Raw genomic sequence first — 25,276 nt, 5'->3', positions numbered from 1 at the left:
AACGAAGAAACGGCCCGGTGCGCTGGTGCGCACCGGGCCGTTTTCCTTGGTGAGAACTACTTCTTGGGCGCGACGCCCAGCGCGGCGAGCGCCGGGTCGGTCATGATCACGCCCGCACCGGTGACCGGGTCGTAGCCAGGGGCGCCGAGGTCGATCGCGGTCGAGGTCAGCGCGTTCCTGATCTCCGCCGGGGTCGCGGCGGGCTTGCCCTGCTTCAGCAGCGCGGCGATGGCGGCGGCGCTCGGCGCGGCGGCGGAGGTCCCGAAGAACGGCTGGAACCCGGTCACCGAGGTCGCGACGCCGTCGGCCGCGGTGATGTCCGGCTTGTTCCGCGTCGCGCCACCGGTCGAGGTCACATTGCCGGGGGTGATCGCCGAACCGTCCGGGTTGTAGAACTGGTGACGGCGACCGTCCGAAGTGAACCGCTCCCACTTGCTGGCGGCGGTGAACAGGCCGGGGAAGGGACCGGCCGGGTTCGCCGGGTCACCGGTCTCGAGCGCGCGGCCGAAGGCACCGGCGGCCGGGGCGGCCGCGACACTGAAGGCGTTGACGGCCGCCGAGTGGCCGGAGGTGACACCGTTGGTGCTGAAGGCTTTCAGCGAGCCGGAGGGGACGAAGCGGCCGCGGATCACGTTGAGCGCGATGAACCGGTCGGAGCCGCTGTACTTGACCACGGCGACCTTGAAGCCCGAACCGCTGGCCGGGACCTGGGCGATCTCGTACGGGTTCTGGCTGCCGTTCTGCGCGTTCTCGCTGGAGGCGACGACCGAACCGGACGAGTTCAGGACGAACAGGTCGTAGTCGCTGGTGGCCTTGCCCCACGGGTCGGACCAGAACAGGGTGACGTAGCGGCCGACCGAGTTCGGCGAAAGCGCGTTGTACAGCTGGGTCGTGCCGCTCGGGTCGAAGTCGTGCGGCGTCCCGGTGATCCCGGAGATCTTGCTGGTCGAGCCGCGGAAGTCACCCTCGTAGTAGCCGCTGGTGCCGTCGGTCAGGTTGCCCGAGTTCCCCGCGGAGGAGAAGTAGAGCACGCCCGCGGCGGTCACGTCGTTGACGGCCTGCGCGACCGGGCCGTCCTGGAACGGCGACTCGTCGAAGTAGGACACGTCGTCCACGATGATCGTGCACTTGCCGGTGGTGCGCAGCGCGCGGATGTTGTCGGCGAAGCTCTGCTCGCTGGTGAAGGCGGTCGCGAAACCGAGCGTGGCGCCGGGGGCCATGTCGTGGATGATCTCCAGCATCGCGGTGCCCTCGTCACCGCTGCCCGCCTGACCGGGGAGGACGTCGACGGCGGGGAGTTCGCCGGCGGTCTGGGACGCCTGGAGCGACTTGACGCCGTCCGAGAGCACGCAGACCTTCTGCCCGGCGCCGGTGACGCCGTACTTGGTGCGCGCGGTGTCGTTGCCGTGCGCCTTGTCGCCCTCGGCGACCTGCAGCGCGGCGGCGGTCTGCTTGACGGCGGCCTGGCGCCGGTCCTGCGGCGCGGACTCGTTCCAGGTCATCGCCTGGGAAGCGGCCTTGACCTCGGCGACGTCCCCGCGTCCGGCGATCCCGTCGACGGCGTTCAGGGGAAGGTCGGCGCGGATCGAGCCGGTGGGCGAGGCGTACCGGACGGTGCCGCCCGCGGCCTTGACGGCGTCCACCAGCGACTGCCCGGCGCCCTTGATGTCCACCGCGACGGTGCCGGCGTCGCTGACGCCCAGCCCGGTCCGGTATTCGGGCAGCTTGCCTGCCAGGCCCTTGTCCGCGCGGAGGCGCTTTTCGACGACGAGCTGACTCGACTGCTTGCGCTCAGCCGGGGTGAGGCTCTTCTTGATGCTCTGCAGTGCGGTGATCCCGGACTGCGTGCGCGCCTCCTCCGACGGCTGGGCACCGGAAACCGCGGTCGACAGCAGCAAAGCGCCGACCGCGACCGGAACCGAGCATGTGACCACCCGGCTGAATCTGCTCATCGAACTCTCCCTGTTTTGAAACGACACAGCCCGTAACAGGAATCCCTTCGGTTGCCCGAATGAATTACCCTGACCGGGTGTATTGGGGAGAATCTAAAGAGCTACCGGTGATGAGTCCACCGACCAAAGTCTGGAACGGGCGAAGATCCACAACATGAGACGGATTTCAGTCCGAAAAGACCGAAATCCTGGATTACGCCCAGGCCGGGAACAATCGCCAAAGCGCCAAGGCCGCGAGCGCACCCATCGTGAGCAGCACCGGCCCGGTGATGACGTAGGTCGAAACCGGACGCCACCGGCGATAAAGGAAAGTCGCCCCGGCCGCCGCCGCCACGAAACCGCCGAAGGCCAGCACCAATCCGGCCCAAGCGGCGCCGTCACCGGTCCGGCCGTCCTGCGCGTCCGCCCTGCCGTTCTGCGGGACGGGCCGGAACGGCCGCCCCTCCAGCGCCGCGGTCACCACCGTCGCCTCTTCCGACGCCAGCGGCCACCAGGACGCCGACGTCACCAAGGTCAGCCGGTCGTTCTGGGTCTTGCCGTAGTCGGCGCCCTCGTCGAGCGGCCTGGTCGCCGTCTCGGTCACCCGATAGACGGACTTGCCCTGCGTCGTCGCGACGACGATCTCGTCACCTTGCCGCAGGCTGCCGAGCGCGCCGAACGGCCCGCCGTAGCCGGCGTTGCGGCCGGCGATCACGGCGTTGCCCGGCTGACCGAGCCCGGCCGTTCCCGGCACGTGACCCGGCCCGGACGCGGTCTCGCTGCTCGACGCGCCCTCGATGACCACCTGCTGCACCTTGAGCGCGGGGATCTCCAGGACGGCCACCGGTTTGCCGAACTCGGCCGGTTTGGCGGGCGGCCCGCCTCCGAACAGGCTCTGACTGGCGCCCAGCGCCACCCCGATCTCGCCCCGGATCTCGGTCAGCGCCTTCCGCTGGTCGCCCGACTGCAGCATCGGGCCCAGCGCGTAGACGACCAGCCCCAGCGCCACCAGGGTGGTGACCAGCCAGGCGAACACGACCGTCCCGATCCAGCCGGGGCCGAACCGCAGGAACTGTTTCTCTTCGACCTCCGTGCTCACGCCACGCCGCCCGAGGGCTTACGGCGCAGCAGACCGATCAGCACCGCCAGCACCCTGGTCAACCAGGCGGGCACCGGCCGCCCGGCCGCGACGTACGCCGTCGCGGACGGGAGGGTCGCCAGGATCACCAAGGCCACCAAGGGGATCAGCGCGCCGAGCGCACCGGCACCGGCGAACTTCGGGATGTCGATCGACTCGGCGAGTTTCTTCGCCGCCGCCACGCTTTCCGGGGTCGGGGCGACCGCGGGAACGAGTCCGGCGGCGGCAGGCGCCGTCGTTCCGGCCGACGAACCCTGACCGCCCGAAGGTCCGCCGAGCGAAGGGTTCGAAGCGGGCGTGACCCCGTTCGCCCCCGGCGGCGGCGGGTTCTTCGCCGCTTCCTTTTCCCCGCAGGCCTTTTCGGCGGTGCCGGTGCCGATCTTCGCGACCCGCGCGGACGCGGTGGTGGCCAGGCCGGGGCTCAGGCGGGTCATCCCCGGCGGAAGCAGCGCCTGCCCGAAGCCCGCGGCGAGCCCGGCGAACGACTTCAGCTGGTCCTGCTTCTCCTTCAGCGGCTTGCAGTTCGCGTCGATCAACGGGTTGACCGGGACGGCCATGTATTCGACGAAGGTGAGCGGGTACGCGCCGTCCTTGGTCACGGTGCCGGTCTCGACCGTTCCGTCGGGACCGGTCTTCATCGAATCGGCCGCCAGCTGAAGGCTCTGCTCGGTCGGCGCGACGAAGTTCCCCTTGCCGTCCGGGAGGGCCACCGGCGTCCAGCGATTGATCGTCGCGGTCGCGAGGTCGGTGATCACCCAGTTGACACAGCCACCGTCGCAGTCCGCGCCACGACCGGCGACGGCGTTGTCCACGGTTTTGCGCACCGCCAGCTGCCCGGTCTTCGCGTCGACGTTGTGCACCTTCGCACTGCCGGGGTCGAGCGCGCCCAGATCCTTGATCGTCCCAGGGGACTTCCCGTTCAGCTCGCCGAAGTAGGCCTTGCCGAGCGCGGGGAAGACCCAGTCCGCCGGCGCCGTCCCGGCGAGGACCTTGGTCAGGGCCAACGGGACCGTCCCCGGTCCCGACTCACCGGTCACCCCGAAGAAATCGGCGCTTCCGTTGTAGCCGGAGCGACGGTTCGCCGCGACCAGCCCGGCGGGCTGGCCGTCCTTGATCGCCGAAAGCGCGCCGTTGCGGGCGACCAGCGGCGAACCGTCCTTGAAGACGCCGCCCCGGCCACCGGCGTCGGGGTTCTGCCCGCCCTTCGTGAACATGTTCGCCAGCTCGGCGTTGGTGAACGCCATCGTGCCGGTGAGCTTCGAGCCGAGCGGGTTCCCTTCGTCGTTGACATCGGTCGGGGACCACCCGACCGCGGCGATCACCGCCGCGTTGATCGCGACGGGGACGTACTCCCTGGACCGGACAGTCTGCGCCGCCAGCGCGTTCCCGCTTCCGGTGATCATGAGATCGGAAGCGCCCTTGTCGAACGCGGTCAGCCCGGTGTCCTCGGTCTCGTTCACGATGTTGGCGGGCTGCTCGGCCCCCGTGGGAGCGCACAGCGCCTGGTTCCAGGCGACCGCGGTCCGGCCGAGCCGCTCCGGCATGCTGGCGTCGAGCGTGTTCCTGCCGATTCCCTTGCAGCCCTTGACCCCGATACCCGGCAGGTACGGGGTGAACTTGATCGAGTCGTCGACCCAGGTCACGCTCTTGCCCGTGGCATCCTGCGCGGTGATCTGGATCGTGACGCTGCAGGGATTGTTCTCGTCACAGGTGAAGGAGAATTGCCGCCTGGACTTCGCGCCGGTCACCGGATCGACGACCACGGGATTGTCCGCCCACGGGACCTTGGGGAATTTGTCCCCAGGATTCACCGCTTTCTCATAAGTGGTGTAAAGCGGATCCCAGGCGACGGGATGCGGGCGCAAGGTACCGCGCGGGATCGACGTGTCGAAGACGATGTCGCCGCTCGTGGCGCTCCGCACCCTTTCCATCATCTGCATACCCGCGTTCTGCCCGGCGAATTCGTCGCCGAACTGGTCCTGACAGTAGGACTGCACCCTGGTGAGCAGCGTGCTGTCCTTCTGCCACGGCGGGACGTAGACCTTCTTCATCAAATTGTCCGGCACGTCTTTCGGGCAGATGACGAGTTTCGCCCTCGCCCCCTTGGCCAATCCCGAAAGCGTGATCCGCAGCGGGTCGCCGTTCTGGGCAGCCGAGAGATCGGCGGGCTCGGTCTTGAGCCGGTACGGCGGATTGGTGGGCTGCTGCGCCTGCGCGGCGGGAACGGACACCCCCGCGACCGCCAGTATCCCGCAGATCAGCACGACCCCGGCTCGTCTTGCGCGGACCAGGAACACGGACGACTCCCCAGATTTCACGCGACCCAACGTCCCCGAGTCACCCGTTCGGGGTCAACGGGCTGGAACCGTATGCCCGCACTGATTCACACACGCCCCGTCGGGCGTTCTCCGTGTGGACACCTTTCCCGGCCACGGGCACCACATACTGGCCGCATCGAGGGGCGACGTGGTGTGCCCTGAACTCCTTTACTTGCCAACACGAAGGAAGGCCGCTCGTGACCATCGCGCCACCCCGGCCCGAACCGTCCCCACCGGGAGCCCCGGTGCGGCGGGCGATCACCGAAGTCCTGTCGCGGGCCGACCGCGCGTTCCGCCGGGTCACCACCGGTGCCGGGCTGACCATGCTGGCGATCCTCGTGGTCATCGGCTTCTTCCTCGTCTACCGGTCCGGGCCCGCCTTCGACACCGCCGGTTTCGGTTTCTTCGCCACCATCCGGTTCGATCCGGCCTCGGGTGTGCTCGGCGTGCTCGGCCTGCTCTACGGGACGATCGTGGTCGCGCTGATCGCGGTCCTGATCGCGGTCCCGCTGAGCATCCTGGCCGCGCTGTTCATCACCGAGTACTCCAGCGGGAAGATCCGCGGGTTCCTGACCGGGCTGGTCGACCTGCTCGCCGCGATCCCGAGCCTGCTCTACGGCCTGTGGGGCTTCGCCTTCCTCGGCCCGCAGATCATGCCGATCTCGTTGTGGCTGACCGAAAACCTCGGCTGGTTCCCGCTGTTCTCCGACAAGGAGAACGCGCTGTACATCCAGTCGATGTTCATCGCGGGACTGGTGGTCTCGCTGATGGTCCTCCCGATCACGACGTCGGTGATCCGGGAGGTGTTCGCGCAGACGCCGCCCGGTGAGAAGGAGGCGGCGCTCGCGTTGGGCAGCACCCGCTGGGGCATGGTCAAAACCGTCATGCTGCCGTTCGGGCGGGGCGGGATCATCGGCGGTTCGATGCTCGGGCTCGGCCGCGCGCTCGGCGAGACGATCGCCGTTTCCCTGCTGCTGCCGCAGGTTCCGGAGATCACGAACCACATCCTCCAGTTCGGCGGCGCGACGATCTCCGGGTTCATCGCCAACAACTCCGGCGCGTCCGGGCTCGCGCTGTCCGGCCTCATGGCGGCGGGACTGGTGCTGTTCGTGTTCACCCTGGCGACGAACTTCACCGCGTCGGTGATCATCTCCAAGAGCCGTTCGGGCGCGGGGGTGGACGCGTGACCACGACTCTGACTCCCCCTGTCGCGCCCGCCCCGCGCAAACTCGTCAAACGACGGCCGTCGGAAACCACCAGGCAGGACCGGCTCGCGGCGATCGGCTGCGCGGTGTCGGCCACGCTGCTGACCTGGTTCGTGATGCATCTGCTGCTGGACTCCCCCGGCTGGCTGGCCGACCTGATCGTCACGTACCTGCTCTACCTGGCGATGCTCTACCTGGTCACCCGCGACAGGCTGGGCAGGCTCGCCGCGTCGGACCGGCTCGTGTCCACCGTCGTCGTCACCGGGGCGCTGGTCCTGCTCGCCCCGCTGCTGTCGCTGCTGATCTACATCGTCGTCGAAGGCGCGCCGTATCTACGGCCCGCGTTCTTCACCCACGACATGTCCACGGTCGCGCCGACCGATCCGGTGACCGAGACCGGCGGTCTGCACGCGGTCGTCGGCACCCTCGAACAGACCGCGCTGACCCTGGTCCTGGTGGTGCCGCTGGGCGTGCTCACCGCGGTGTTCCTGAACGAGACGCGGTCCAGGTTCCGGCGCCCGGTGCGGATCATGGTCGACGCGATGAGCGGCCTGCCGTCCATTGTGGCCGGTCTGTTCGTATACGCGGCCCTGATCATCCCCGGCATCCAGGCGGGCGTGGGACTGTTCAGCTACAACGGGATGATGGCCACCCTCGCGTTGACGATGGTCATGCTGCCGACCGTGACCCGGACGGTGGACGTGGTGCTCCGCCTCGTCCCGGACGGCCTGCGCGAAGCGTCGTTGGCGCTCGGCGCGAGCCGGGCCCGCACGGTGTGGTCGGTGGTGCTCCCGACCGCGCGGACCGGGGTGACGACCGCCGTGATCCTCGGCATCGCCCGTGTGGCGGGTGAGACCGCGCCGCTGCTGTTCACGTCGTTCGGCGCGCTCGGGATGAACGCCAACCCGTTCTCCGACCCGCAGGAGAGCATCCCGCTGTTCATCTACCGGTTCATCAAACAGCCGCTGGAGAACGTCCAGCAGCGTGGCTACGTCGGCGCGCTCGTGCTGATCCTGCTCATCTTCGGCCTGTTCGCGATCGCCAGGCTGGTGGGCCGCGACCGGTCGAAACGCAAGGCGAAGAGAACCACCGTCAAGACACAGGAGAACCGGTGACCGACACTGAAGTGTCCTACGTGGACAGTCCGGCGCGCCCGCTGGTCGAGCTCACCGGCGGACCGCCGCCCGGTGCGGCGGCCCTCGAATCCCGTGAGATCGGCGCCTGGTTCGGTGACCGTCTCGTGCTCGAAGGGGTCTCACTGCGGATGCCCGCCAAGGAGGTGACCGCGCTCATCGGCCCGTCCGGCTGCGGCAAGTCGACCTTCCTGCGCATCCTCAACCGCCTGCACGAACTGGTGCCGTCGGCGTCGCTGACCGGCGAGGTCCTGCTGGACGGCAAGGACATCTACGCCGACGGGACCCGTCCGCAGCAGGTCCGGCTGCGGATCGGCATGGTGTTCCAGAAGCCGAACCCGTTCCCGGCGATGTCCATTCGCGACAACGTCCTGGCCGGGCTCAAGCTCGCCGGCGTCAAATGCGGCGACAAGGACGCGCTCGTCGAGCAGAGCCTGGAGCGGGCCGGGCTGTGGCGCGAGGTCCGGGACAGGCTGAGTTCCCCCGGCGGCGCGCTGTCCGGCGGGCAGCAGCAGCGGCTCTGCATCGCGCGTTCGCTCGCCGTGCAACCGAACGTGCTGCTGATGGACGAGCCCTGCTCCGCGCTCGACCCGACGTCGACCCGGCGGATCGAGCAGACTATCGCCGAGATCGGGCACGAGGTGACGGTCGTGATCGTCACGCACAACATGCAGCAGGCCCAACGGGTTTCGGATCACTGCGCGTTCTTCCTCGCGGCCGAGAACGAACCCGGCCGGGTGATCGAGCACGGCCCGACGGACACGATCTTCAACGCGCCGTCGGACGAACGCACCCACGACTACGTGAACGGGCGATTCGGATGATCCGCAGGCTGGCCGCGCTGGGCGGGGTCGCGGTGGCGCTGTCGCTGGTCATCACTCCGGGGGCGGCGGCGCTGACCCCGGTCACCGGCTCCGGGTCCAGCTATGTCGGCCCGGCGATGAACGACTGGCAGAACGGCGCGAAGTCGCGCGGTATCCCGATCAACTACTCGGCCAACAGCTCACCCGCCGGGGTCAACCAGTTCGGCGACCGGACGGTCGACTTCGCCGGGACCGAAGCCGAAGTGTCCTCGATCATCGCGGCGGGCGGCGGCGGACTGTCCGCGCAAACCCGCGGCTACCAGTACGTCCCGGACGTCGCGGGCGCGATCGCGCTGATGTACAACGTCAAGGACCAGGCCGGGAACCGCGTCGACTACCTGCACCTCAGCCGGGAGGTGATCGGCCGGATCTTCAGCCGGGACATCGTCCGCTGGAGCGATCCGGCCATCACCGCGACCAACGGCGGGAAGTCCCTGCCGGATCAGCCCATCACCCTGGTCGGCCGAACCGGCCAATCGGGCACGACGGCGTTGTTCTACGACTTCATCGCGCACGCCGCGCCCGACGCCTACAACCGGTTCGTCTCCCGCAACATCGGCAACGGCATGGGAAACCTGCCCGCGGGCGTCCGCCCCATCCAGCTACCGGGGCAGGGCCCGGACTCCGAGTGGTACCGGCTGCTCGCGGACTCGGACCAGATCGCGACCGCCATGAGTGACGCGACCATCGCGTTCTCCATCGGCTACGACGAGTTCGCCTACGCCCAGCGGCACCATGTGCCGACGGTATGGGTGCAGAACGGCGCGGGCCAGTACACGCAGCCCTACGCGGAGAACATCGCGGCCGCGTTGAAGCACGCGGAACTGCGGCCCGACCTGAGCCAGAAGCTGGACCGGGTCTACACGAACACCGATCCGAAGTCGTACCCGATCTCGGCGTACTCGTACATCATGATGCCGTGCACCAGCGGCCGCGACACCTGCCGCGGCGGCTACGGCGATCCCGGCAAGACCGAGACGATCACCTCGTTCCTGGAACACGTCGCGTGCGACGGCCAGATCAACATGGCCAGGGTCGGCTATTCGCCGCTGCCGCCGAACCTGTCGCAGGAGATCATGAACTCCAACACGCGGCTCACCGGGCAACCGCCGAAGCAGCTGAACGCGGACAACTGCGGTAACCCGACCTTCCGCGGCAGCCTCGGCGCCGGCGCGGCCAGCCCGCCCGACCCGCTCGTGACCGGCGGGATCATCAACCCGGACGGGAAGCCCAAGACAGGTCCGGGTGCCGCGGGCCCCAGCGCTTCCGCCGGTCCCAGCGCGGGTCCGGCCAGCGGCGACAAGACCTCCACCGCGACGGCGGGTCCCGACGACGAGTCCGCGGGCGGCGGCTCGAAGAACTGGCGTGAGGCCTCACCGGCGGCATACGACGAGGGCGGGTTCGGCGGCTTCGGGGGCTGGGCGGCGCTGGTGCTCTTCGTGGCGATCGTCGCCCCCCTGGCCATACGCGGCCTGATCCGAAAGATACGAAGTTCCTGAGCCCCGAGCGCCACGCCTGGGACGCTCAACGTCTCAAGCGTGGCGCTCGGGAGTTCAGGGGAAGGTGAGCACGATCTTTCCGCGTCCGTGGCCGGTCTCGATCTCCCGGTGCGCCGCCGCGGCCTGGTCGAACGGATACGTCCGCCGCACCAGGAAACGCAGCTCTCCCTTGGCGTACAACGACGCCAGCAGCCCCAGCCGCTCGGCCGACCGCGTACCGGTGACCACTCGCGCCCCCAGTTCGAGCGCGCGGGCGTGGTCGACCAGGGTGAGCACACGGTCCGGATCCCCGACCAGCTCCAGCGAGAGGTCGAAGGCGACCCCGCCCGCCCCGTCCAGCGCCGCGTCGACACCGGACGGCGCGAGGGCACGGACCCGATCGGCGAGGCCATCGCCGTAGACCACCGCCTCGGCGCCCAGCGAACGGACGTAGTCCTGGTTCGCCTCGCTCGCCGTCCCGATCACCCGCGCGCCGCGCAACGCGGCGAGCTGGACGGCGGCCGTGCCCACCGCTCCCGCCGCACCGTGGATCAGCAGTGTCTCGCCGCGGGCGATCCGCAAGGCGTCCAGCGCCAGGTACGCCGTCTGCGTCCCGGCGGTGAAACCGCCCGCGACCTCCCAGGGCATCTCCGCCGGCTTCGGCGTGACGTTCTCCGCGGGCACGACGATGTACTCGGCGTAGGCCTGCACGGCGGTGAAGCCGAGCACCTCGGCCCCCGCGACGAGGCCGGTAACCCCGGAACCGGCCTCGTCGACGACCCCGGCGAACTCGTTACCGGGGACACGCGGCCAACGCAGCTCGAGTCCTGCGGGTTCCCAGCCCGCCCGCACGGCCGCGTCGTACGGCTGCACCCCCGCCGCCTTCACCCGCACCCGGACCTCTCCCGCCCCGGCGTGCGGCTCCTCCAGCTCCAGCACCCGGAGCACTTCCGGGCCACCGGCTTCCGTGAACGCGGCCGCTTTCATCTCGTTCCTCCAGTTCGTTCCCCAGCTGTCGGAACCCAGCCTGATACCTCCAGTTAGCTGGAGGTCAAGAACTGTCGGTGTGACGTTCTAAGCTTCGGACGTGACGAGCTACCGCATCTCCAGGGCAAGCGCTTCCGACGCCGTCAAGGTGACAGCGCTGTTGCACGATTCGGCCGCCTATCAAGGGGAGTACGCGTCGATTCTCGAGGATTACCGGGTCACCGAGGACTACATCGCCACCCATCCCTCGTTCGTCGCCCACGCGCAGCGGGACGTGGTCGGCTTCTACAGCCTGATCGAGTACCCCGCCGAACTGGACCTGCTGTTCGTCGCCGACGCGGCTCAGGGCACGGGCATCGGCGCGTGGCTGGTCGAGCATATGCTCGGGCAGGCCGCGGACCTCGGCATGACCGAGATCCGCGTCGTCTCCCATCCGCCTGCGGCCGGCTTCTACGAGCGGATGGGCGCACGCCGGGTCGGTGTCCTCCCGCCCAGTCCGCCGAAGGTCACCTGGGAGCGCCCGGAACTGGTCTTCGACGTCAAGCGTCCACCGCGCGGCTGAACCGGCCGATCAGTTTGCGCAGGTGCCCGGCGAACTCCGGCGAGTCGACGACCTCGAAGTCGGCGTCGAGCAGGCCCAGGTAGAGCGCCAGGTATTCCAGTGTGTCCGCACCGGCTTTGAGCAGGCAGGTCCGCTCGTCGACGGCTTCGACGACGACGGCGGGCGGGACCTTGGCCGCGGCTTCGGCGGCCGGGGCGTGCAGCCGGATCGTCGCGTGGTGCCGCCACAGTGCCGCGCCCACACCGCGTTGGAGGTAGCCCACAACGCCGCCTTCGGGCGGTTCGCGCTGCTCGAAACGCCGCCCGTTGGGGGTGCGCGGCCGCACCCGGTCCGCGCGGAAGGTGCGCCAGTCCTGCTTGTCGACGTCCCAGCCGACGAGGTACCACCGGCGGCTCATGTGCACGACACGGTGCGGCTCGACCTGCCGTCGCGTCTCGGAACCATTGTGCCCCAAGTAATCGAACCGCAAGGTCTCGCTGTCACGGCAGGCGTTGGCGATGACCGTGAGCACTTCGGCTTCGACGGTGGGACCGCCGCCCTGCACGGCGAGCGTCGCGGAATTCAGCGCCTCGACGCGGCGCCGCAGCCGTGAAGGCAGCACCTGCTCCAGTTTCGCCAGCGCGCGCACCGAGGTCTCCTCGATCCCCGCGATCGTGCCGCCCGCGGCCGTCCGCAGGCCCATCGCCACCGCGACGGCTTCCTCGTCGTCAAGCAGCAACGGCGGCATGGCGGCGCCGGCACCCAGGACGTAACCACCGGAGACACCGGGAGTCGCGTCGACCGGATAGCCCAGCCCGCGAAGCCGCTCGACGTCGTTCCGGATGGTCCTGGTCGTGACGCCGAGCCTGTCCGCCAGTTCGGGGCCCGTCCAGTTCCGCCTGGTCTGCAGGAGCGACAGGAGTCGCAGCAGTCTCGCCGAAGTTTCCGCCATGGATCCCACCTTGCCCACCATTGCGGAACGAACCTTTCCGCAATGGCTTCTAGCTTAGCTCTCATGAACGACATCAAGCGCTTCCGCATCGCCATCGACCAGGCCGAACTCGACGATCTCAAGGACCGCCTCGACCGGACCCGCTGGCCGCGCGAGGTCACCGGTGACTGGAGCCGGGGCGTCCCCGTCGCCTACCTCAAAGGGCTGGCCGAGTACTGGGCCGACGGCTTCGACTGGCGTGCCCAGGAAGCGGAACTGAACGAAATCCCGCAGTTCACCACCGAGATCGACGGCCAGACCATCCACTTCCTGCACATCCGCTCCGCCAGGCCGGACGCGCTGCCGCTGATCCTCACGCACGGCTGGCCGAGTTCGCCGTTCGAATTCCGCGAACTCGTCGTTTCGCTGGGCGACGAGTTCCACCTCGTCATCCCGTCCCTGCCCGGCTACGGTTTCTCGACGTCACAGGGCCCCGGCTGGGGCAACCTGTTCCGCGTCGCCCAGGCGTGGATCACGCTGCTGGATCGCCTCGGCTACGAGCGCTTCGGCGTCCATGGCACCGACGCGGGTGCCGGGGTCGCGAGCATCCTGGGGATGATCGCCCCGCATCGCGTGGCAGGCGTGCACCTGACCGGCACCGGTGCCGCCATGCCGCTCGGCCCCGCCCTGGACCTCGACGGGCTGTCCGGCAAGGACCGTGACCGGGCCGAACAGTTCAACCGCAGGCAGCTCGACGGGTTCGGCTACCTGCACCTTCAGGCGACCAGACCGCAGACGCTGGCGTATTCGCTGAACGACTCACCCGTCGGCCAGCTCGCGTGGATGGTGGAGAAGTTCGCCGAATGGACCGACCCCGCCAAGAAGCTGCCGGAGGATGCCGTCGACCTGGATCACCTCCTGGCATCGGTGAGCCTGTTCTGGTTCACCGGCGCGGGCGCGTCGTCGGCGCACGCGATGTACGAAGGCATGCAGGTCTACCGGCAGATGGCACAGGGCGGCTGGGACAGCGACGGCGAAACACCCGCGGGCCCGCCGCGCGGCATCGCCGTCTTCGCCGGGGACACCACGATCCGGAGTCTCCAGGACGGTCCGGTGGCACACTGGACCGAGCATGACACCGGCGGCCACTTCCCGGCGATGGAGGTCCCCGGCCTGCTCGCCGAAGACCTTCGCACCTTCTTTCGCAGGCACCGCTGATGACGACGGAGACCTTGAGCCCGCGAGCGCTCAACCGGGCGACCCTGGCCCGGCAACTTCTGCTGGAGCGCTCCGGCCTGCCCGCCGTCAGCGCGATCGAGCGGCTGGCGGGGCTCCAAGCGCAGGCGCCCGACGCTTCCTACGTCGGCCTCTGGTCGCGGTTGCGGAACTTCCAGGCGGACGACTTGGCGAAACCGCTGGCCGCCCGCGAAGTCGTCCGGTCGACGCTGATGCGGGGAACGGTGCATCTCGTGACGGCCGAAGACGGCCTCGCCCTGTGGCCGACCATCAGACCGGTGGTCGAACGCGGTTTCCTCGGCCATTACTCGCGGGAGATCGCCGGGCTGGATCTCGGCGAGATCGCCGAGGCGGGGCGGGCTCTGCTGGCCGAAGGGCCGCGCACCCGCGCCGAGATCCGGAGCGCGCTGGCCGAGCGGTGGCCCGGCGTCGATCCCACCACACTCGCCTACGCGGTCGGCGGGCTTCTCCCGCTGGCACACGCGACCCCGCGCGGCTTGTGGCGGCAGACCGGCCCCGCCGCGTTCTCCCTGCTCGAAGACTGGGTCGGCGGACGGATCACCGACGGGATCTCCCTCGACGACCTGGTGCGGCGCTATCTCGCGGCGTTCGGCCCGGCGACCGTCCGCGACGCCCAGGTCTGGTCGGGACTCACCAAGCTCAAGGAAGTGTTCGAACGGCTCCGGCCGCGGCTGCGCATCTTCACCGACTCCGCGGGCAAGGAACTGTTCGACCTCCCCGACGCGCCGCGTCCCGATCCGGAAACCCCGGCGCCGCCCCGATTCCTTCCCGAATACGACAATGTCCTGCTCTCCCACGCCGATCGCGTGCGCGTGATCCCGGACGGCCGCCGCGTGCCACTGCCACCGGGTAACGGCGGCCGCCGGGGCACCCTGCTCGTCGACGGTGAATTCCTGGCCATCTGGGCGATCAAAGGGGCAACCCTGACGATCGAATCCCGGAAGCCCTTGCGAGATCAGGATTCGATCGCCGAAGAGGGGCTGCGGCTCTTGGAATTCGCAGTGCCCGGCCAAGACCACGACGTACGTTTCGGCATCGGCGGATAACAGTCCGGCCTTTTGCCGTAACGAAGGGCGCCGTTCGGGCGAAGCAGGCCCCAAAGAGCCTGAAGGGAGCGGGCCCGTGAACAGGAACTACGGATTCATGACGGTGCTGGCGGGGCTGAGCGCGCTCGCGGTCATCGCGGTGGCGGCGGTCTGGCGGTACCCGAACACTTCGGACGTCACGGCGGTGATCACCGCGGCGGGAACGGTGATCGGCACCGTGGTCGGCGCCTTCTTCGGCGTGAACGCGGCGTCCGCGGGACGGGTGAAAGCCGAGGAAAGCCGGGATCAAGCGACAGCGGCTTTGGTCAAGGTCGCCGGTGAGGCGGACAAGGGCAGCGACGTCGCGAAAGCGGCGATGGAAGGCGTGCGCTGACCGTCCCTTGTGGACGCTCAGCCGAGCGCGTCGAGCAGGGCGAGGTCCGGCGGGACGAGAGTGGTGGACAGCACCAGCTCCCGAACCAGGTTGTCGTTCAGCGCGTTGCCGACCGGCTCGCCGACCTCCTCGCGCCGCAGGCCGAAAACGCCGCCGGCGGACAACCGCGCCCGGACGTCGATGACGACGTGCTCGACGCGGCGGCTGGTCCACGTCTCGCCGGGGCGGAGTTCCGTGAGCACTTCGGCCGTCTGCTGGCGGGACAGCGGCTGCGGGTTGAGGTCATGCAGGAGGTAGCGCTGACCGAAGACGACCAGGACCAGGCGTTCCTCCGGGCTGAGGCGCCAGCGGCGGGGCGGCACGGTGACGTCACCGTGCCGGGTGACGGGCTGCCCTCCGTCGGCACCGGCGACGTACAACTCGAGCAGGTGCTCCCGCCTGCCCGACCCGCGAACGAACAACGGCGTGTACCCGTCCGACAGGGGGATCGGCTCCTCACCGCGCGAAAGCCAGCGGGAGTTCGGCATGCGAATGGGCAACTGGCCGGTGTTGCTGACCCACCACTGGCCGCCGGTGAAGTTCAGCAGCCCGTGCCTGCGGCTGACCTGCAGGTCGTTCTCCCCCACGCAGACGTCGACCTGCGGCCGATTGCGCCCGAAGGAGATCTCGCCGCCCTCGCCGGGGTCGACGGATACGCCTCCGGCGAGCGTCAGGGCGAACACCGCGCCAGGGACCGACCGGGGCACGCCGAGCGCCAGGCTTTCGTGCGCCGTCGTGAGCCGCTTCATCGAGCCTCCTCCTGTCCCCCGGCAGTATGCGGCACTCCGCCGGGGACGGGTCCCCCGTCGTGTTCGTCCGTATCGTGGAGACCATGATTGACTTCTCCAAGGACACCGTCTTCAAGCTCACGCCGTGCAAGCCGAAGGACATCGCGCCGACGGTGCAGCCGATCATCATCCCCGGCGAGGAGATCATCTCGTCGTTCAAGGCGGTGCGCGACTTCGTGGTGTTCACGAACAAGCGGCTGATCGCGGTGAACGTCCAGGGCATGACCGGCAAGAAGAAGGACTTCACCTCGCTGCCCTACAACAGGATCCAAGCGTTCTCGATCGAGACCGCGGGCACCTTCGACCTGGACGCCGAACTGGACCTCTGGTTCAGCGGACTGGGGAACGTGCGCCTGGAGTTCCGGGGCTCGGACATCCGGGCGATCGGCCAACTGATCGCGACCCACACGCTCTAGGTTTCTTGCGCGATTAGCCGACTACTTGCGGTCGGTCGATCGGTCGCGGGCGGGCGTGGGTCAGGTTGTCGTGAGTGTCTTGGGCCGTTCTAACGACACTAATCACTCACGACCCCCTGCACCGGCCGTCGGCTCCACACCTTCACTCTCGTCATACGCTCATGGCTGGCGAGGACGGTTAGAGCCAACCGTGTCTTAGGCACCCACAGTCGGACGACACACGTGTCTGAACGGACGACACGCGTGGCTAGGCGGACGACACGCGCGTGTCGTCCGCCTAGCCACGCGTGTCGTCCGTCTGATCACGCGCGCCGTCCACTCAGTCACGCGAAAGTACCGGCGTGGTCGTGAGTGGCAAGGATGGTTAGGACCATCCTCACCACTCACGACCAGCCCTGCCGACGGTCACCAAGCACACGCCCCGCTGGTCGCGTTGCGAAAGCCACTTTCGCAACCTTCAACGTTGCGAAAGTGGCTTTCGCAACGCGCACTCCCCGCCAGACCGCACTGGACCCCAGGGGATCGCGGGGTCTCGTGAGTGGTGAGGACGGTCGAGAACCGTCCTCACCACTCACGAGACCTACATGTTGATCTTTTGATCACCGGTCTGGGGCGACCTGGGCATGATCGCTACTTTGGCCGCTGACCTGCACGGATAGGGCTGGACACTTCTCACGTGTTCTCGCCCCTACTCGACGTCTGACGGCCTGGAGACGGCCTGGCCCTCGCCCACCCCTCCCCCATCTCCCCAATACGAAGCCATCCACGCGGCCTTCGCGTCGGGTCAAGGCACGCTTTCCCGCCTTGACCCGACGCGACGGCCGTTGTGACGATCTGACATCGGGGCGGTGGCTCCGCGTAACAGCCGTTGGGCCGTTTGCGACATCGCTGGCACGAATGTCTCAGCGAGGAGGCCGACGTGCTCATTGGCGTACCTGCGCGCCGCTGGCGGCGGCGACACCTGTCCACGGCTTCAGCGGGTGCACCGCCCGGCCGGTGGGCGGAGCGGAGCGGCAGCCCGCCGTGTCGGGCAAGGTGCGCCCGCAGGCGAGACGCGGACGCAAGGTGACCAGCGCGCCGCCGACGGCGGCGCGCCTTGATCCCATAGAGCCAAGTTCGACACGTACCTCAGTAACACTCCCAGAGACAACTATCGGACCATGAGCGCATTGATATGGAAAGGGTACGAGTGGACGACTCCTGGTATTCGCGAGAGCTTCCCGTCTTGGAAGCAGTGGTAGGAAAGTTTGAAGAATATACAAGCGGGACATACCCAGAGGTCTCGGACTTGGTAGAATCCACAGGATTTAAAATGGACCAGGTCATTAAGGCACTGGACGCTTTGGACGGCGAGTATTTAGAGGTTCGTCGCGGAGTGGGAAATCCCGCAAAATGGTACGTTCCCCGCATATTCTCATCCGCACGTCGCGCCGTGGGCCAGTGGCCGACTGGCGAAAACCTCGCCGATCGAGTAATCGCAGCAATCGATGAGACCGCAAATAACACTTCAGACCCAATAGCCAAGGGGCGACTCAAGAAAGTAAGCGAGACACTAGGCGGAGCAGCAAAGGAGATACTTACTAAAGCACTAGCAGAAGTTGTAGCCCGACAGGTTGGTGCATAGATATGACGTATGATCCCGACGAAAAGTCGGCCACTCAAATATGTCACGAGTTGATTGACCTATGGAAGAGCCGCCAGAACGGCGAGACGAAGTTTCGCGAGCGAGGTTCTCGACCAAACTTGAGAAAGTTCCTCTCCGTCTTCGGGCTCGTTGCTCATACTTACAGAATCGGCGAACAAGCTCTCGTCATGTACGAGTCGAGCTTGGTAATCGAGACCTTTCCCCTCTTGCGTGCGACCTATGAATCTGCACTGACCGCGCACTGGGTAGCACAAAGTTCAGATGGCGCCGAGGCCTTGCTAAATAAGGATGTACAGGGCCGCAAGGCGGCCGCAACAACACTAGCCAAGGCTCGATCAGCAATCTTACGCTCCGGCTCGCAGCAATTTCCAGGCGCAGATGCAGAGTTCCTTAAGACCTCGTCTGGCAACCAGGCGAGAAATTTTGAAAAGCTATGCGAAGATTTGGAACTCGCTGGAGCCGACGCCTACGCCTACTACAGGCTAATGAGCTGGTACACCCATCCCACGGCACGCCTCATCGACCTCTACATAGAGCCGAGCGACGACTTGACAGAGGTCGAATCTCTACGGCAAGTCCCAGAACAAATGGATGCTAATATGTGGGTTCACTTTCTCGCATACTCACTCATCTGGGCCGGTCGAGCTATAGACTTCATCGACGAGGAACACCTTCATAGAAGCAGGATTCGTGAGCTTGCTCGCCTATTGCACATCCCAGACGCCCTAAACCTTTCACCAGAAGCAATCCGTCGATCAGGAAGAGCGGCCAGAGAAGAAAGGAGAGCGAACTGGAAAGGCCCAAGAAAAGCTAGGTAAAAACAGCGGAATCTTGATTCCGTATCGCGTCTTCAATCCGCAAAAGTATCGAAGAATGAATCGACAGCCCACAAAGTTTTAACCTGCTAACCCAAACTACTTCTCGGCTCTCGTCACTAGTTTGCTCAGATCCCCCGATGCGACGAGCACGGAAACAGATTGAGAACTCTTGCCGCACCTCGCCATCGTCGTACGCGATGACGTGGTTCGGATTCGAGTACAACCCAATGACCCCGGTCACCTCGCACTCGATCCCGGTCTCCTCGCGCACCTCCCGAACAGCGGCCTGTGACAGGGTCTCGCCGAGTTCGAGCTGTCCACCAGGGATCGAGTACAGGTCGTTGTCGGTCCGCCGGATCAGCAGAATGCGACCTTCGTCGTCCTGGATGAACGCGGACACGGCGACCGCGATGCTGTTCGCCTTCGGCGCGTTCGGGTCGTTGAGATAGTCAACGCGTGCCATGGGTGGCCTCCCAGAAGGTGGTGGGCTTGGCGGCGAGGTTCCAGACGGCTTCGAAGCTCTCCGAGTAGGTCTCGAAGAGGTCCCCGGCGGATAGCCGGCGGAGGTGCAGGGACGGGGCGTGGGCTCCCTGGAAGCCGTAGACGTGAGTGTTGATGATCATTTCGTCGTCGAAGCGGAAGATCGAGTTGTAGAGCGTGGTGTTGTGGAAGCGCATCTCCACCCCGATCAGCGGCCGGTAGAACGCCAGTGCGTTGCGGATGCGCGCCGCAAGCGTCCCGTCGCCTAGCTGCTCCTCGTCGCCACGCAGAGCGATGCTCTCCCCCTCGGGATCTCCGAAAATCAGCCGAATCTTGGCCCCGGCCTGGGCTTTCGCGGTCAGGTCCTTGATGAACCGCGGGCGCTCCACCAGGAACAGCGCGGCGTGGACCAGGACCTCAACGGTGTCCGACGCTTCCTTGATCAGCCGGTCCCACAGTTCGACGGGGATGGCGTTGCGGTGCGGGAACACGCGCACGACCTCGGCGGCGGCCGTCTCGGCCTTGCGCTCCGGGGCCACCGAGTCCGGCCACAGGTAGGTCTCGGACTCGCGCGCCATCGCGGCGATCTTGTGCCGGTGCTTCGGGTACGGCGTCCGCCCCTTGGTGATCCACCGTTCCACGGTCTTCTGGTCAACCCCAGTGGCGTCGGCGACTTGTTCCAGCGTGAGGCCGTTGCGCAGCAGGGCGTCCCGCAGGCGTTCGTTCGGCATCCGCCCCCCAGGGACTTGCTGGGGCGTCTTCGACCGTACCAAGGACGTCCCTGGATGTCCTGCCATGCGGTTATCGGGTCCCACGGTCTGACGGAGAACAGAAGCAACGAGAGGTGAACGATGAGCCGCAGACACTCCGGGACGCGCATGCCGCCGCAACTGCTCGGCGTCCGCGGTCGGTCGCGGGCATGTCGGAGTGGCTGAAGTTCCATCAAGCCAACGCACGCATGTACAGCGAGGTGGACCGATGGCACCACCACGAACTCAAGGATCGGGTGGGTTTCGAGGAACGCAAGGCCGAGGAGGTGGCCGCACAGATCAGCTTGGTCAAGAACGGGTCGTGAGTGGTGAGGTCGGTCGAGAACCGTCCTCACCACTCACGAGACCTACATGTTGATCATGTGCCCGGCCAGCCCGTGGATGGCTTCCTTCACGGCTTCACCCAGGGTCGGGTGAGCGTGCACGTTCCGCGAGATTTCGTGCACCGTCAGGTCCCACTGCTGCGCCAGGGTCAGTTCCGGCAGCAATTCGGTCACCTCGGGGCCGATCAGGTGCGCGCCCAGCAGCTCGCCATGCGTAGCGTCGCTCAGGATCTTCACGAAGCCGACGGCCTCGCCGAGGCCGTGCGCCTTTCCGTTGGCGGTGAAGGGGAACTTCGCCACCTGGACGTCGAAGCCCTTTTCGCGGGCCTGCTCTTCGGTCCAGCCGAAGCTGGCGATCTGCGGCTGGCAGTAGGTGGCACGCGGGATCATGACGAAGTCGAGTTCCATGGTCTCGGCGCCCGCGATGGTCTCGGCGGCGACGACGCCCATGGACTCCGACGCGTGCGCGAGCATCAGTTTCGCGGTGACGTCGCCGATGGCGAAGATGTGCGGGACTCCTGTGCGGCCGCGCGAGTCGATGGCGATGGCGCCGCGGTCGGTGAGTTCCACGCCGGTCTTGTCCAGGCCATATCCCTCGGTCCGCGGCTGGAAACCGATGGCCTGCAACACCTTGTCCGCTTCCAGGACCCTGGACTCGCCGTTCTTCGACACGGTCACCAGCACGCGGTCGCCGGTGTCGTCGATGGCCTCGACCTTGGTCGAGGTCAGCACCTCGATGCCGAGTTTCCGGTAGCGGCGGGCGAGTTCGGCGGAGACCTCGGCGTCTTCGAGCGGGACCATCCGGTCGAGGTACTCGACGATGGTCACCTTGACGCCGTAGTTGTGCAGCACGTAGGCGAATTCGACGCCGATCGCGCCCGCGCCGGCGATGACGATGCTCTCCGGCAGCTCGTTTTCCATGATCTGCTGTTCGTAGGTGACCACGCGGTCGCTGCGGGTGGTACCCGGCAACAGACGTGCCGTCGCGCCGGTGGCGATCACGCAGTTGTCGAAGGTGATCCGCTCGCCGTTGACCTCGATGGTGTTGGCGTCGAGGAACGTGCCGTGCCCGTCGTATTCGGTGATCTTGTTCTTCTTCATCAGGAAGTGCACGCCCTTGACGCGACCGTCCGCGACCTTGCGGCTGCGGTCGAAGGCGGCCTGGTAGTCGAAGGTGACCTTCCCCTCGACCTGGATCCCGAAGGACTTCGCCTCTTTGGTCACGATGTGCGCGAGTTCGGCGTTGCGCAGCAGTGCCTTCGACGGGATGCAGCCGACGTTGAGGCACACCCCGCCCCAGTATTTCTCCTCCACGACCGCCGCGCTCAGCCCCAGTTGCGACGCCCGGATCGCCGCCACGTAACCGCCGACCCCGGCCCCCAGAACAACGACGTCATAGTGTGCACTCATACGTCGAAACCTACCCCTCACCGGAGCCGTCCGAAGGGTGAGACTGCCTACTCGGGGCGGGAGCCGCGGACCTCGATCAGCAGGTCGGTCACCGCGGCCATGATCCGCGCGGTTGCCTCTTCCAGCACCTCGCGCGACGGCGACGACGTCATGAGGTCCGAAAGGTCCACCGGCGGCCCCGCGATCAGGTTCACCGTCTTGCGGGGGAAGGCGCGCGGCAGCACGGCGTCCGACGGCAGCAGGTGGTGCGTGCCCCAGTTCGCCAGTGGGATCACCGGGACACCGGTCTCCAGCGCGATCCGCGCGATCCCGGTCTTGCCGCGCATGGGCCACCCGTCCGGGTGATCTGTGAAGGTCGCTTCCGGGAAGATGACGACGCATTCACCCTCACGGACGGCGCTGACGGCGTCGCGGTACGCGTCCGACGCGGTGGCCGCGCCTCGATACACCGGGATGTGCCCGCCCGAGCGCATCACCGAGCCGACCACCGGCGCGTCCCACAGGCTCGCCTTCGCCAGGTAGCGCGGCACGCGCCCGTGCGCGAGGCAGTACGCCGTGACCGTCGTCGGATCGGCGAACGAGAGATGGTTCGACGCGACCAGGAACCCGCCGGACGACGGCAGGTGCTCGCCGCCGCGCACCCGGAACCGGGTGAACAGCACCAGGAACGGCCAGACGACGTTGATCGCGAGGCTGAACCAGGCGCCCCGGCCGGCGCGGGCGAAGCGCCGGCCGAAGGCGATCATCTGGCGGAACGTCAGCAAGTCACCCGAGACGGGGCTCAGCGCGGTCCAGCGTTCACGGGGTATCGGCACCATGGACGTAATTCGTAGCCGAACCCGCCCCGGTTCGGCTGGATCCCCGCGCGAACGCGGCGCGGATCACACGCGTTCGAGGACCACCACGGGGATCTCGCGGTCGGTCTTCTTCGCGTACTCGTTGTAGTCCGGCCAGACCGCCGCGAGCTTCTCCCACAGCTTGGCGCGCTCTTCACCGTCGATGGTCCGGGCGCGCGCGGTGAACTTGTCCGCCTTGACCTGCGCCTTGACCTCGGGGTTCGCCTGCAGGTTCTTGTACCAGCCGGGGTCCTCCGGCGCCCCGCCCTTGGAGGCCACGATCACCGGGTTGTTCTCGTCGTCGAACTGGTAGATCAGCGCGAACTTGCGGTCCTCGCCGGTCTTGCGGCCCTTGGTGGTGAGGATCAGGCAAGGCGCGCCCTTCTCCCAGTCGTGGCCCACCTCGCCGTCGGTCTCTTCGTAGCGACGGACGTGCTCGTCACCGAAAAGCATGTCTGCGTTCCTCTCCTCGTGCTCGGGTGTGGCGCCCTGCCAGTCTGCCGCGAACCGGTCGGTCGCGCTGATCAACTCGTGCAGGATGCCGGCCTCATCGAACGCGTGACCGGCGTCGCCGACCATCATCAGTTCCGCGGTCGGCAGCACCTGGCTGAGTTCCCACGCGGTGATGGCCGGGGTGACCACGTCGTAGCGTCCCTGGACCAGAACGCAAGGAATGTCCCGAAGCTTCCCGGCGTCACGGAGCAGCTGGTCCTCGGCCAGCCAGCCACCGTGCCGGAAGTAGTGGTTCTCGATCCTCGCGATCGCGAGGGCGAATTCGGGATCGCTGAACGCGTCGATCACCTCGTCCCGCGGGCGCAGTTTGACCGTTTCCCCCTCCCAGCGGCTCCACGCGATCGCGGCGGGCCCGTGCACGGCGGGATCGGGATGGCTGAGCAGTTCGTGATAGACCTCGATCAGGTTCTCCTGGCGGCGCGAAAACGGCACCGGGGCCAGGAACCGCGACCACGCCTCGGGGAAGAGGAACGCCGCTCCCCCGCCGTAGAGCCATTGCAGTTCCTTCACCCGCAAAGTGGCCACCCCGCGCAGGACGAGTTCCGTGACGTGAGCGGGATGTGTTTCCGCGTAGGTCAGCCCGAGCACACTCCCCCATGAGCCGCCGAAGACCATCCAGTGTTCGATGTCGAGATGCTCGCGCAACCGCTCGATGTCGGCGACGAGGTGCCATGTCGTGTTGACCGAAAGATCGGCTTCCGGGGTGGCACAGTTCGGAGTGCTGCGCCCGCAGCCGCGCTGGTCGAAAAGTACGATCCGGTATCGCTCCGGATCGAACAGTCTGCGATGTCTCGGGCTCGAACCACCTCCAGGGCCACCGTGCAAGAAGATCACCGGTTTGCCCTCGGGATCGCCGCATTCCTCCCAATAGATCTCATTGCCGTCACCGACAGGCAACATCCCTTGGACGTAAGGTTCGATTTCCGGGTAAAGGCCGAGCATGTCCGCCACTATGCCCCAAACGCCAGCTTGGAGGATCGATGAAGGCCCGCCCCCACGTGACGCTGGAAGATGTGGCGCGCACCGCGGACGTGTCGCTCGCGACCGCGTCCCGCGTACTCAACGGCACCGCCACCGTCCGGGGAGATCTCCGCGAACGAGTGATCGCCGCGGCCGCCGACCTCTCGTATACCCCCAATGCTCACGCTCAGGCATTGGCCGGTGGCTCACAGCCCACCGTCGGGGTCATCTGTCACGACGTCGGCGACCCGTATTTCGCCGCGATCGCCGGCGGGATCATGCGCGTGGCGAGTGAAAACGATCTTCTCGTGATGCTCGCGAGCACTTTCCGCGATCCGGCGAAGGAGGTCGCGTACGTCTCGACGCTGCGCGCCCAGCGTGCCTCGGCCATTCTGCTGATCGGTTCCGCGTTCGAAGACAAGGCTTGGGAAAAGGCGATGGCCGCCGAACTGGAGCCGTACCGCCGCGGCGGTGGGCATGTCGCCGCGGTCAGCAGGCATCGCGGGCTCAAAGTGGACACCGTCCAGCCCGACAACCGGGGCGGCGGCGCCGAACTGGCGAAGGCGCTGCTGGACCTGGGGCACCGGCGGTTCGCCGTCCTCGCCGGACCGAAGAGCCTCACCACCGTCATAGACCGCCTCGAGGGCTTCGCCGCGGAGCTGCTGGAGCACGGCGTCGAGCTGGCCGAAGACGACGTCGTCGAGGCGGCGTTCACCCGCGACGGCGGTTACGAGGCGATGGAGAAGGTCCTCGCCCGGCCGCGGAAGCAGTGGCCGACGTGCGTGTTCGCGGTGACCGACGTGATGGCGATCGGCGCGATGGCGGCCCTGCGCGACGCGGGTGTCTCCGTCCCCGGTGAGATGTCGATCGCCGGTTTCGACGACATCCCGGTAGTGCGCGATCTCACGCCCGCGCTGAGCACCGTCGCGCTGCCACTGGAGAAGCTGGGCGAACGGGCCATGGACCTGGCACTCAAGGCCTCGCCAGGAACCCGGCCGCGCGTGGTGCGCATGTCCGGCGAGGTCGTCCTGCGCTCCAGCACCGCTTCCCCTGCTCGCTGAAACCCTTGTGCGGGGC

25 protein-coding genes and 1 pseudogene are annotated in these 25,276 nt (G+C 67.4%); 13 read left to right on the top strand and 13 right to left on the bottom strand.

Annotated features, from left to right (window positions below):
* Positions 1-56: 56 nt before the first annotated feature.
* The 3 genes from AMYAL_RS0127245 to AMYAL_RS0127235 form a co-directional block, all read right to left on the bottom strand.
* A complete protein-coding gene (locus AMYAL_RS0127245) occupies positions 57-1,952 on the bottom strand; it encodes a S8 family serine peptidase (protein ID WP_020634441.1) in 1,896 nt (631 codons plus the stop codon).
* Between the two features lie 193 nt (positions 1,953-2,145).
* The gene (locus tag AMYAL_RS0127240; protein ID WP_020634440.1) at positions 2,146-3,030 is read right to left on the bottom strand and encodes a sortase; all 885 of its coding nucleotides are present in this window, start codon (positions 3,028-3,030) and stop codon (positions 2,146-2,148) included.
* A complete protein-coding gene (locus AMYAL_RS0127235; protein WP_245193068.1) occupies positions 3,027-5,387 on the bottom strand; it encodes a hypothetical protein in 2,361 nt (786 codons plus the stop codon). The genes AMYAL_RS0127240 and AMYAL_RS0127235 overlap by 4 nt, the downstream gene beginning before the upstream one ends.
* A 197-nt stretch (positions 5,388-5,584) precedes the next feature.
* On the opposite strand from AMYAL_RS0127235, the gene pstC reads away from it, so the two are divergent.
* Genes pstC through AMYAL_RS0127215 form a run of 4 tightly spaced genes read left to right on the top strand, consistent with a single transcriptional unit; the run spans position 5,585 to position 10,087 of the window.
* Positions 5,585-6,574 carry a phosphate ABC transporter permease subunit PstC gene (pstC, locus tag AMYAL_RS0127230; RefSeq protein ID WP_026467495.1) on the top strand — a complete coding sequence of 330 codons (990 nt, stop codon included), beginning with the start codon at positions 5,585-5,587 and terminating at the stop codon, positions 6,572-6,574.
* Positions 6,571-7,707, top strand: coding sequence for a phosphate ABC transporter permease PstA (gene pstA / locus AMYAL_RS0127225; protein ID WP_020634437.1), 1,137 nt, complete (start codon positions 6,571-6,573; stop codon positions 7,705-7,707). The genes pstC and pstA overlap by 4 nt, the downstream gene beginning before the upstream one ends.
* Positions 7,708-7,748: 41 nt before the next feature.
* Positions 7,749-8,549: a phosphate ABC transporter ATP-binding protein gene (locus AMYAL_RS0127220; RefSeq protein WP_209447326.1), complete on the top strand. Its 801-nt coding sequence runs from the start codon at positions 7,749-7,751 to the stop codon at positions 8,547-8,549.
* On the top strand, positions 8,546-10,087 hold the full coding sequence (locus tag AMYAL_RS0127215) for a substrate-binding domain-containing protein (protein ID WP_020634435.1): 1,542 nt from the start codon (positions 8,546-8,548) through the stop codon (positions 10,085-10,087). Before AMYAL_RS0127220 ends, AMYAL_RS0127215 begins: the two co-directional genes overlap by 4 nt.
* A gap of 54 nt (positions 10,088-10,141) precedes the next feature.
* Here AMYAL_RS0127215 and AMYAL_RS0127210 read toward each other — a convergent pair whose 3' ends face one another.
* Positions 10,142-11,053 (bottom strand): NADP-dependent oxidoreductase, encoded by a 912-nt coding sequence (locus AMYAL_RS0127210; RefSeq protein WP_020634434.1) that lies wholly within the window; start codon positions 11,051-11,053, stop codon positions 10,142-10,144.
* A gap of 100 nt (positions 11,054-11,153) precedes the next feature.
* On the opposite strand from AMYAL_RS0127210, the gene AMYAL_RS0127205 reads away from it, so the two are divergent.
* Positions 11,154-11,615 (top strand): GNAT family N-acetyltransferase, encoded by a 462-nt coding sequence (locus tag AMYAL_RS0127205; RefSeq protein ID WP_020634433.1) that lies wholly within the window; start codon positions 11,154-11,156, stop codon positions 11,613-11,615.
* Here AMYAL_RS0127205 and AMYAL_RS0127200 read toward each other — a convergent pair.
* The gene (locus AMYAL_RS0127200) at positions 11,593-12,546 is read right to left on the bottom strand and encodes a helix-turn-helix transcriptional regulator (protein ID WP_026467494.1); all 954 of its coding nucleotides are present in this window, start codon (positions 12,544-12,546) and stop codon (positions 11,593-11,595) included. The genes AMYAL_RS0127205 and AMYAL_RS0127200 overlap by 23 nt on opposite strands.
* Positions 12,547-12,609: 63 nt before the next feature.
* Here AMYAL_RS0127200 and AMYAL_RS0127195 point away from each other — a divergent pair, with 63 nt between their 5' ends.
* From AMYAL_RS0127195 to AMYAL_RS0127185, 3 genes are all read left to right on the top strand, one after another.
* Positions 12,610-13,743, top strand: a complete 1,134-nt coding sequence (locus tag AMYAL_RS0127195) for an epoxide hydrolase family protein (protein WP_020634431.1) — start codon at positions 12,610-12,612, stop codon at positions 13,741-13,743.
* Entirely contained in the window at positions 13,743-14,828 is a 1,086-nt protein-coding gene (locus AMYAL_RS0127190) for a winged helix DNA-binding domain-containing protein (RefSeq protein WP_020634430.1), read from the top strand. Before AMYAL_RS0127195 ends, AMYAL_RS0127190 begins: the two co-directional genes overlap by 1 nt.
* A 76-nt stretch (positions 14,829-14,904) precedes the next feature.
* Positions 14,905-15,201, top strand: a complete 297-nt coding sequence (locus AMYAL_RS0127185) for a hypothetical protein (protein WP_020634429.1) — start codon at positions 14,905-14,907, stop codon at positions 15,199-15,201.
* A 17-nt stretch (positions 15,202-15,218) separates the two neighbouring features.
* On the opposite strand, the gene AMYAL_RS0127180 is transcribed toward AMYAL_RS0127185, so the two are convergent.
* Positions 15,219-15,989: an FHA domain-containing protein gene (locus AMYAL_RS0127180; protein ID WP_020634428.1), complete on the bottom strand. Its 771-nt coding sequence runs from the start codon at positions 15,987-15,989 to the stop codon at positions 15,219-15,221.
* Positions 15,990-16,072: 83 nt separating this feature from the next.
* Between AMYAL_RS0127180 and AMYAL_RS0127175 the strand changes: the two genes are divergently transcribed.
* Positions 16,073-16,444 carry a PH domain-containing protein gene (locus AMYAL_RS0127175; protein WP_026467493.1) on the top strand — a complete coding sequence of 124 codons (372 nt, stop codon included), beginning with the start codon at positions 16,073-16,075 and terminating at the stop codon, positions 16,442-16,444.
* 923 nt (positions 16,445-17,367) lie between these two features.
* Here AMYAL_RS0127175 and AMYAL_RS49360 read toward each other — a convergent pair.
* On the bottom strand, positions 17,368-17,550 hold the full coding sequence (locus tag AMYAL_RS49360) for a hypothetical protein (RefSeq protein WP_143267842.1): 183 nt from the start codon (positions 17,548-17,550) through the stop codon (positions 17,368-17,370).
* An 83-nt stretch (positions 17,551-17,633) separates the two neighbouring features.
* Between AMYAL_RS49360 and AMYAL_RS49355 the strand changes: the two genes are divergently transcribed.
* Together AMYAL_RS49355 and AMYAL_RS49350 are read left to right on the top strand one after the other, a co-directional pair.
* Complete coding sequence (locus AMYAL_RS49355) at positions 17,634-18,068, top strand: hypothetical protein (RefSeq protein ID WP_143267843.1); 435 nt, start codon at positions 17,634-17,636, stop codon at positions 18,066-18,068.
* A gap of 119 nt (positions 18,069-18,187) precedes the next feature.
* Positions 18,188-18,907 (top strand): DUF5677 domain-containing protein, encoded by a 720-nt coding sequence (locus tag AMYAL_RS49350; protein ID WP_143267844.1) that lies wholly within the window; start codon positions 18,188-18,190, stop codon positions 18,905-18,907.
* On the opposite strand, the gene AMYAL_RS0127170 is transcribed toward AMYAL_RS49350, so the two are convergent.
* Both AMYAL_RS0127170 and AMYAL_RS0127165 read right to left on the bottom strand, forming a co-directional pair.
* Positions 18,900-19,370 (bottom strand): NUDIX hydrolase, encoded by a 471-nt coding sequence (locus AMYAL_RS0127170; protein WP_020634426.1) that lies wholly within the window; start codon positions 19,368-19,370, stop codon positions 18,900-18,902. The two genes, AMYAL_RS49350 and AMYAL_RS0127170, sit on opposite strands and share 8 nt — an antisense overlap.
* Positions 19,357-20,118 carry a helix-turn-helix domain-containing protein gene (locus AMYAL_RS0127165; RefSeq protein ID WP_020634425.1) on the bottom strand — a complete coding sequence of 254 codons (762 nt, stop codon included), beginning with the start codon at positions 20,116-20,118 and terminating at the stop codon, positions 19,357-19,359. Before AMYAL_RS0127165 ends, AMYAL_RS0127170 begins: the two co-directional genes overlap by 14 nt.
* A 113-nt stretch (positions 20,119-20,231) precedes the next feature.
* Here AMYAL_RS0127165 and AMYAL_RS49345 point away from each other — a divergent pair, with 113 nt between their 5' ends.
* Complete coding sequence (locus tag AMYAL_RS49345; RefSeq protein WP_026467492.1) at positions 20,232-20,462, top strand: AMED_5909 family protein; 231 nt, start codon at positions 20,232-20,234, stop codon at positions 20,460-20,462.
* A gap of 42 nt (positions 20,463-20,504) precedes the next feature.
* Here the strand turns inward: AMYAL_RS49345 and lpdA are convergent, their stop codons facing one another.
* The 4 genes and pseudogenes from lpdA to pip form a co-directional block, all read right to left on the bottom strand.
* Positions 20,505-21,890, bottom strand: coding sequence for a dihydrolipoyl dehydrogenase (gene lpdA, locus AMYAL_RS0127155; RefSeq protein ID WP_020634423.1), 1,386 nt, complete (start codon positions 21,888-21,890; stop codon positions 20,505-20,507).
* A 47-nt stretch (positions 21,891-21,937) separates the two neighbouring features.
* Complete coding sequence (locus AMYAL_RS0127150; RefSeq protein ID WP_020634422.1) at positions 21,938-22,708, bottom strand: lysophospholipid acyltransferase family protein; 771 nt, start codon at positions 22,706-22,708, stop codon at positions 21,938-21,940.
* A 63-nt stretch (positions 22,709-22,771) separates the two neighbouring features.
* A complete protein-coding gene (locus AMYAL_RS51075) occupies positions 22,772-23,179 on the bottom strand; it encodes a nitroreductase family deazaflavin-dependent oxidoreductase (protein ID WP_425332239.1) in 408 nt (135 codons plus the stop codon).
* A gap of 63 nt (positions 23,180-23,242) precedes the next feature.
* Positions 23,243-24,181: pseudogene (gene pip, locus AMYAL_RS0127145) on the bottom strand (prolyl aminopeptidase); the annotation flags it as partial.
* Positions 24,182-24,219: 38 nt separating this feature from the next.
* Here pip and AMYAL_RS0127140 point away from each other — a divergent pair.
* Positions 24,220-25,260, top strand: coding sequence for a LacI family DNA-binding transcriptional regulator (locus AMYAL_RS0127140; protein WP_020634420.1), 1,041 nt, complete (start codon positions 24,220-24,222; stop codon positions 25,258-25,260).
* Positions 25,261-25,276: the final 16 nt, after the last annotated feature.

Source organism: Amycolatopsis alba DSM 44262, assembly GCF_000384215.1.
GTDB lineage: Bacteria > Actinomycetota > Actinomycetes > Mycobacteriales > Pseudonocardiaceae > Amycolatopsis > Amycolatopsis alba.
The sequence above is the reverse complement of the archived record's forward strand: the minus strand, read 5'-3'. Positions and strand labels throughout refer to the sequence as shown.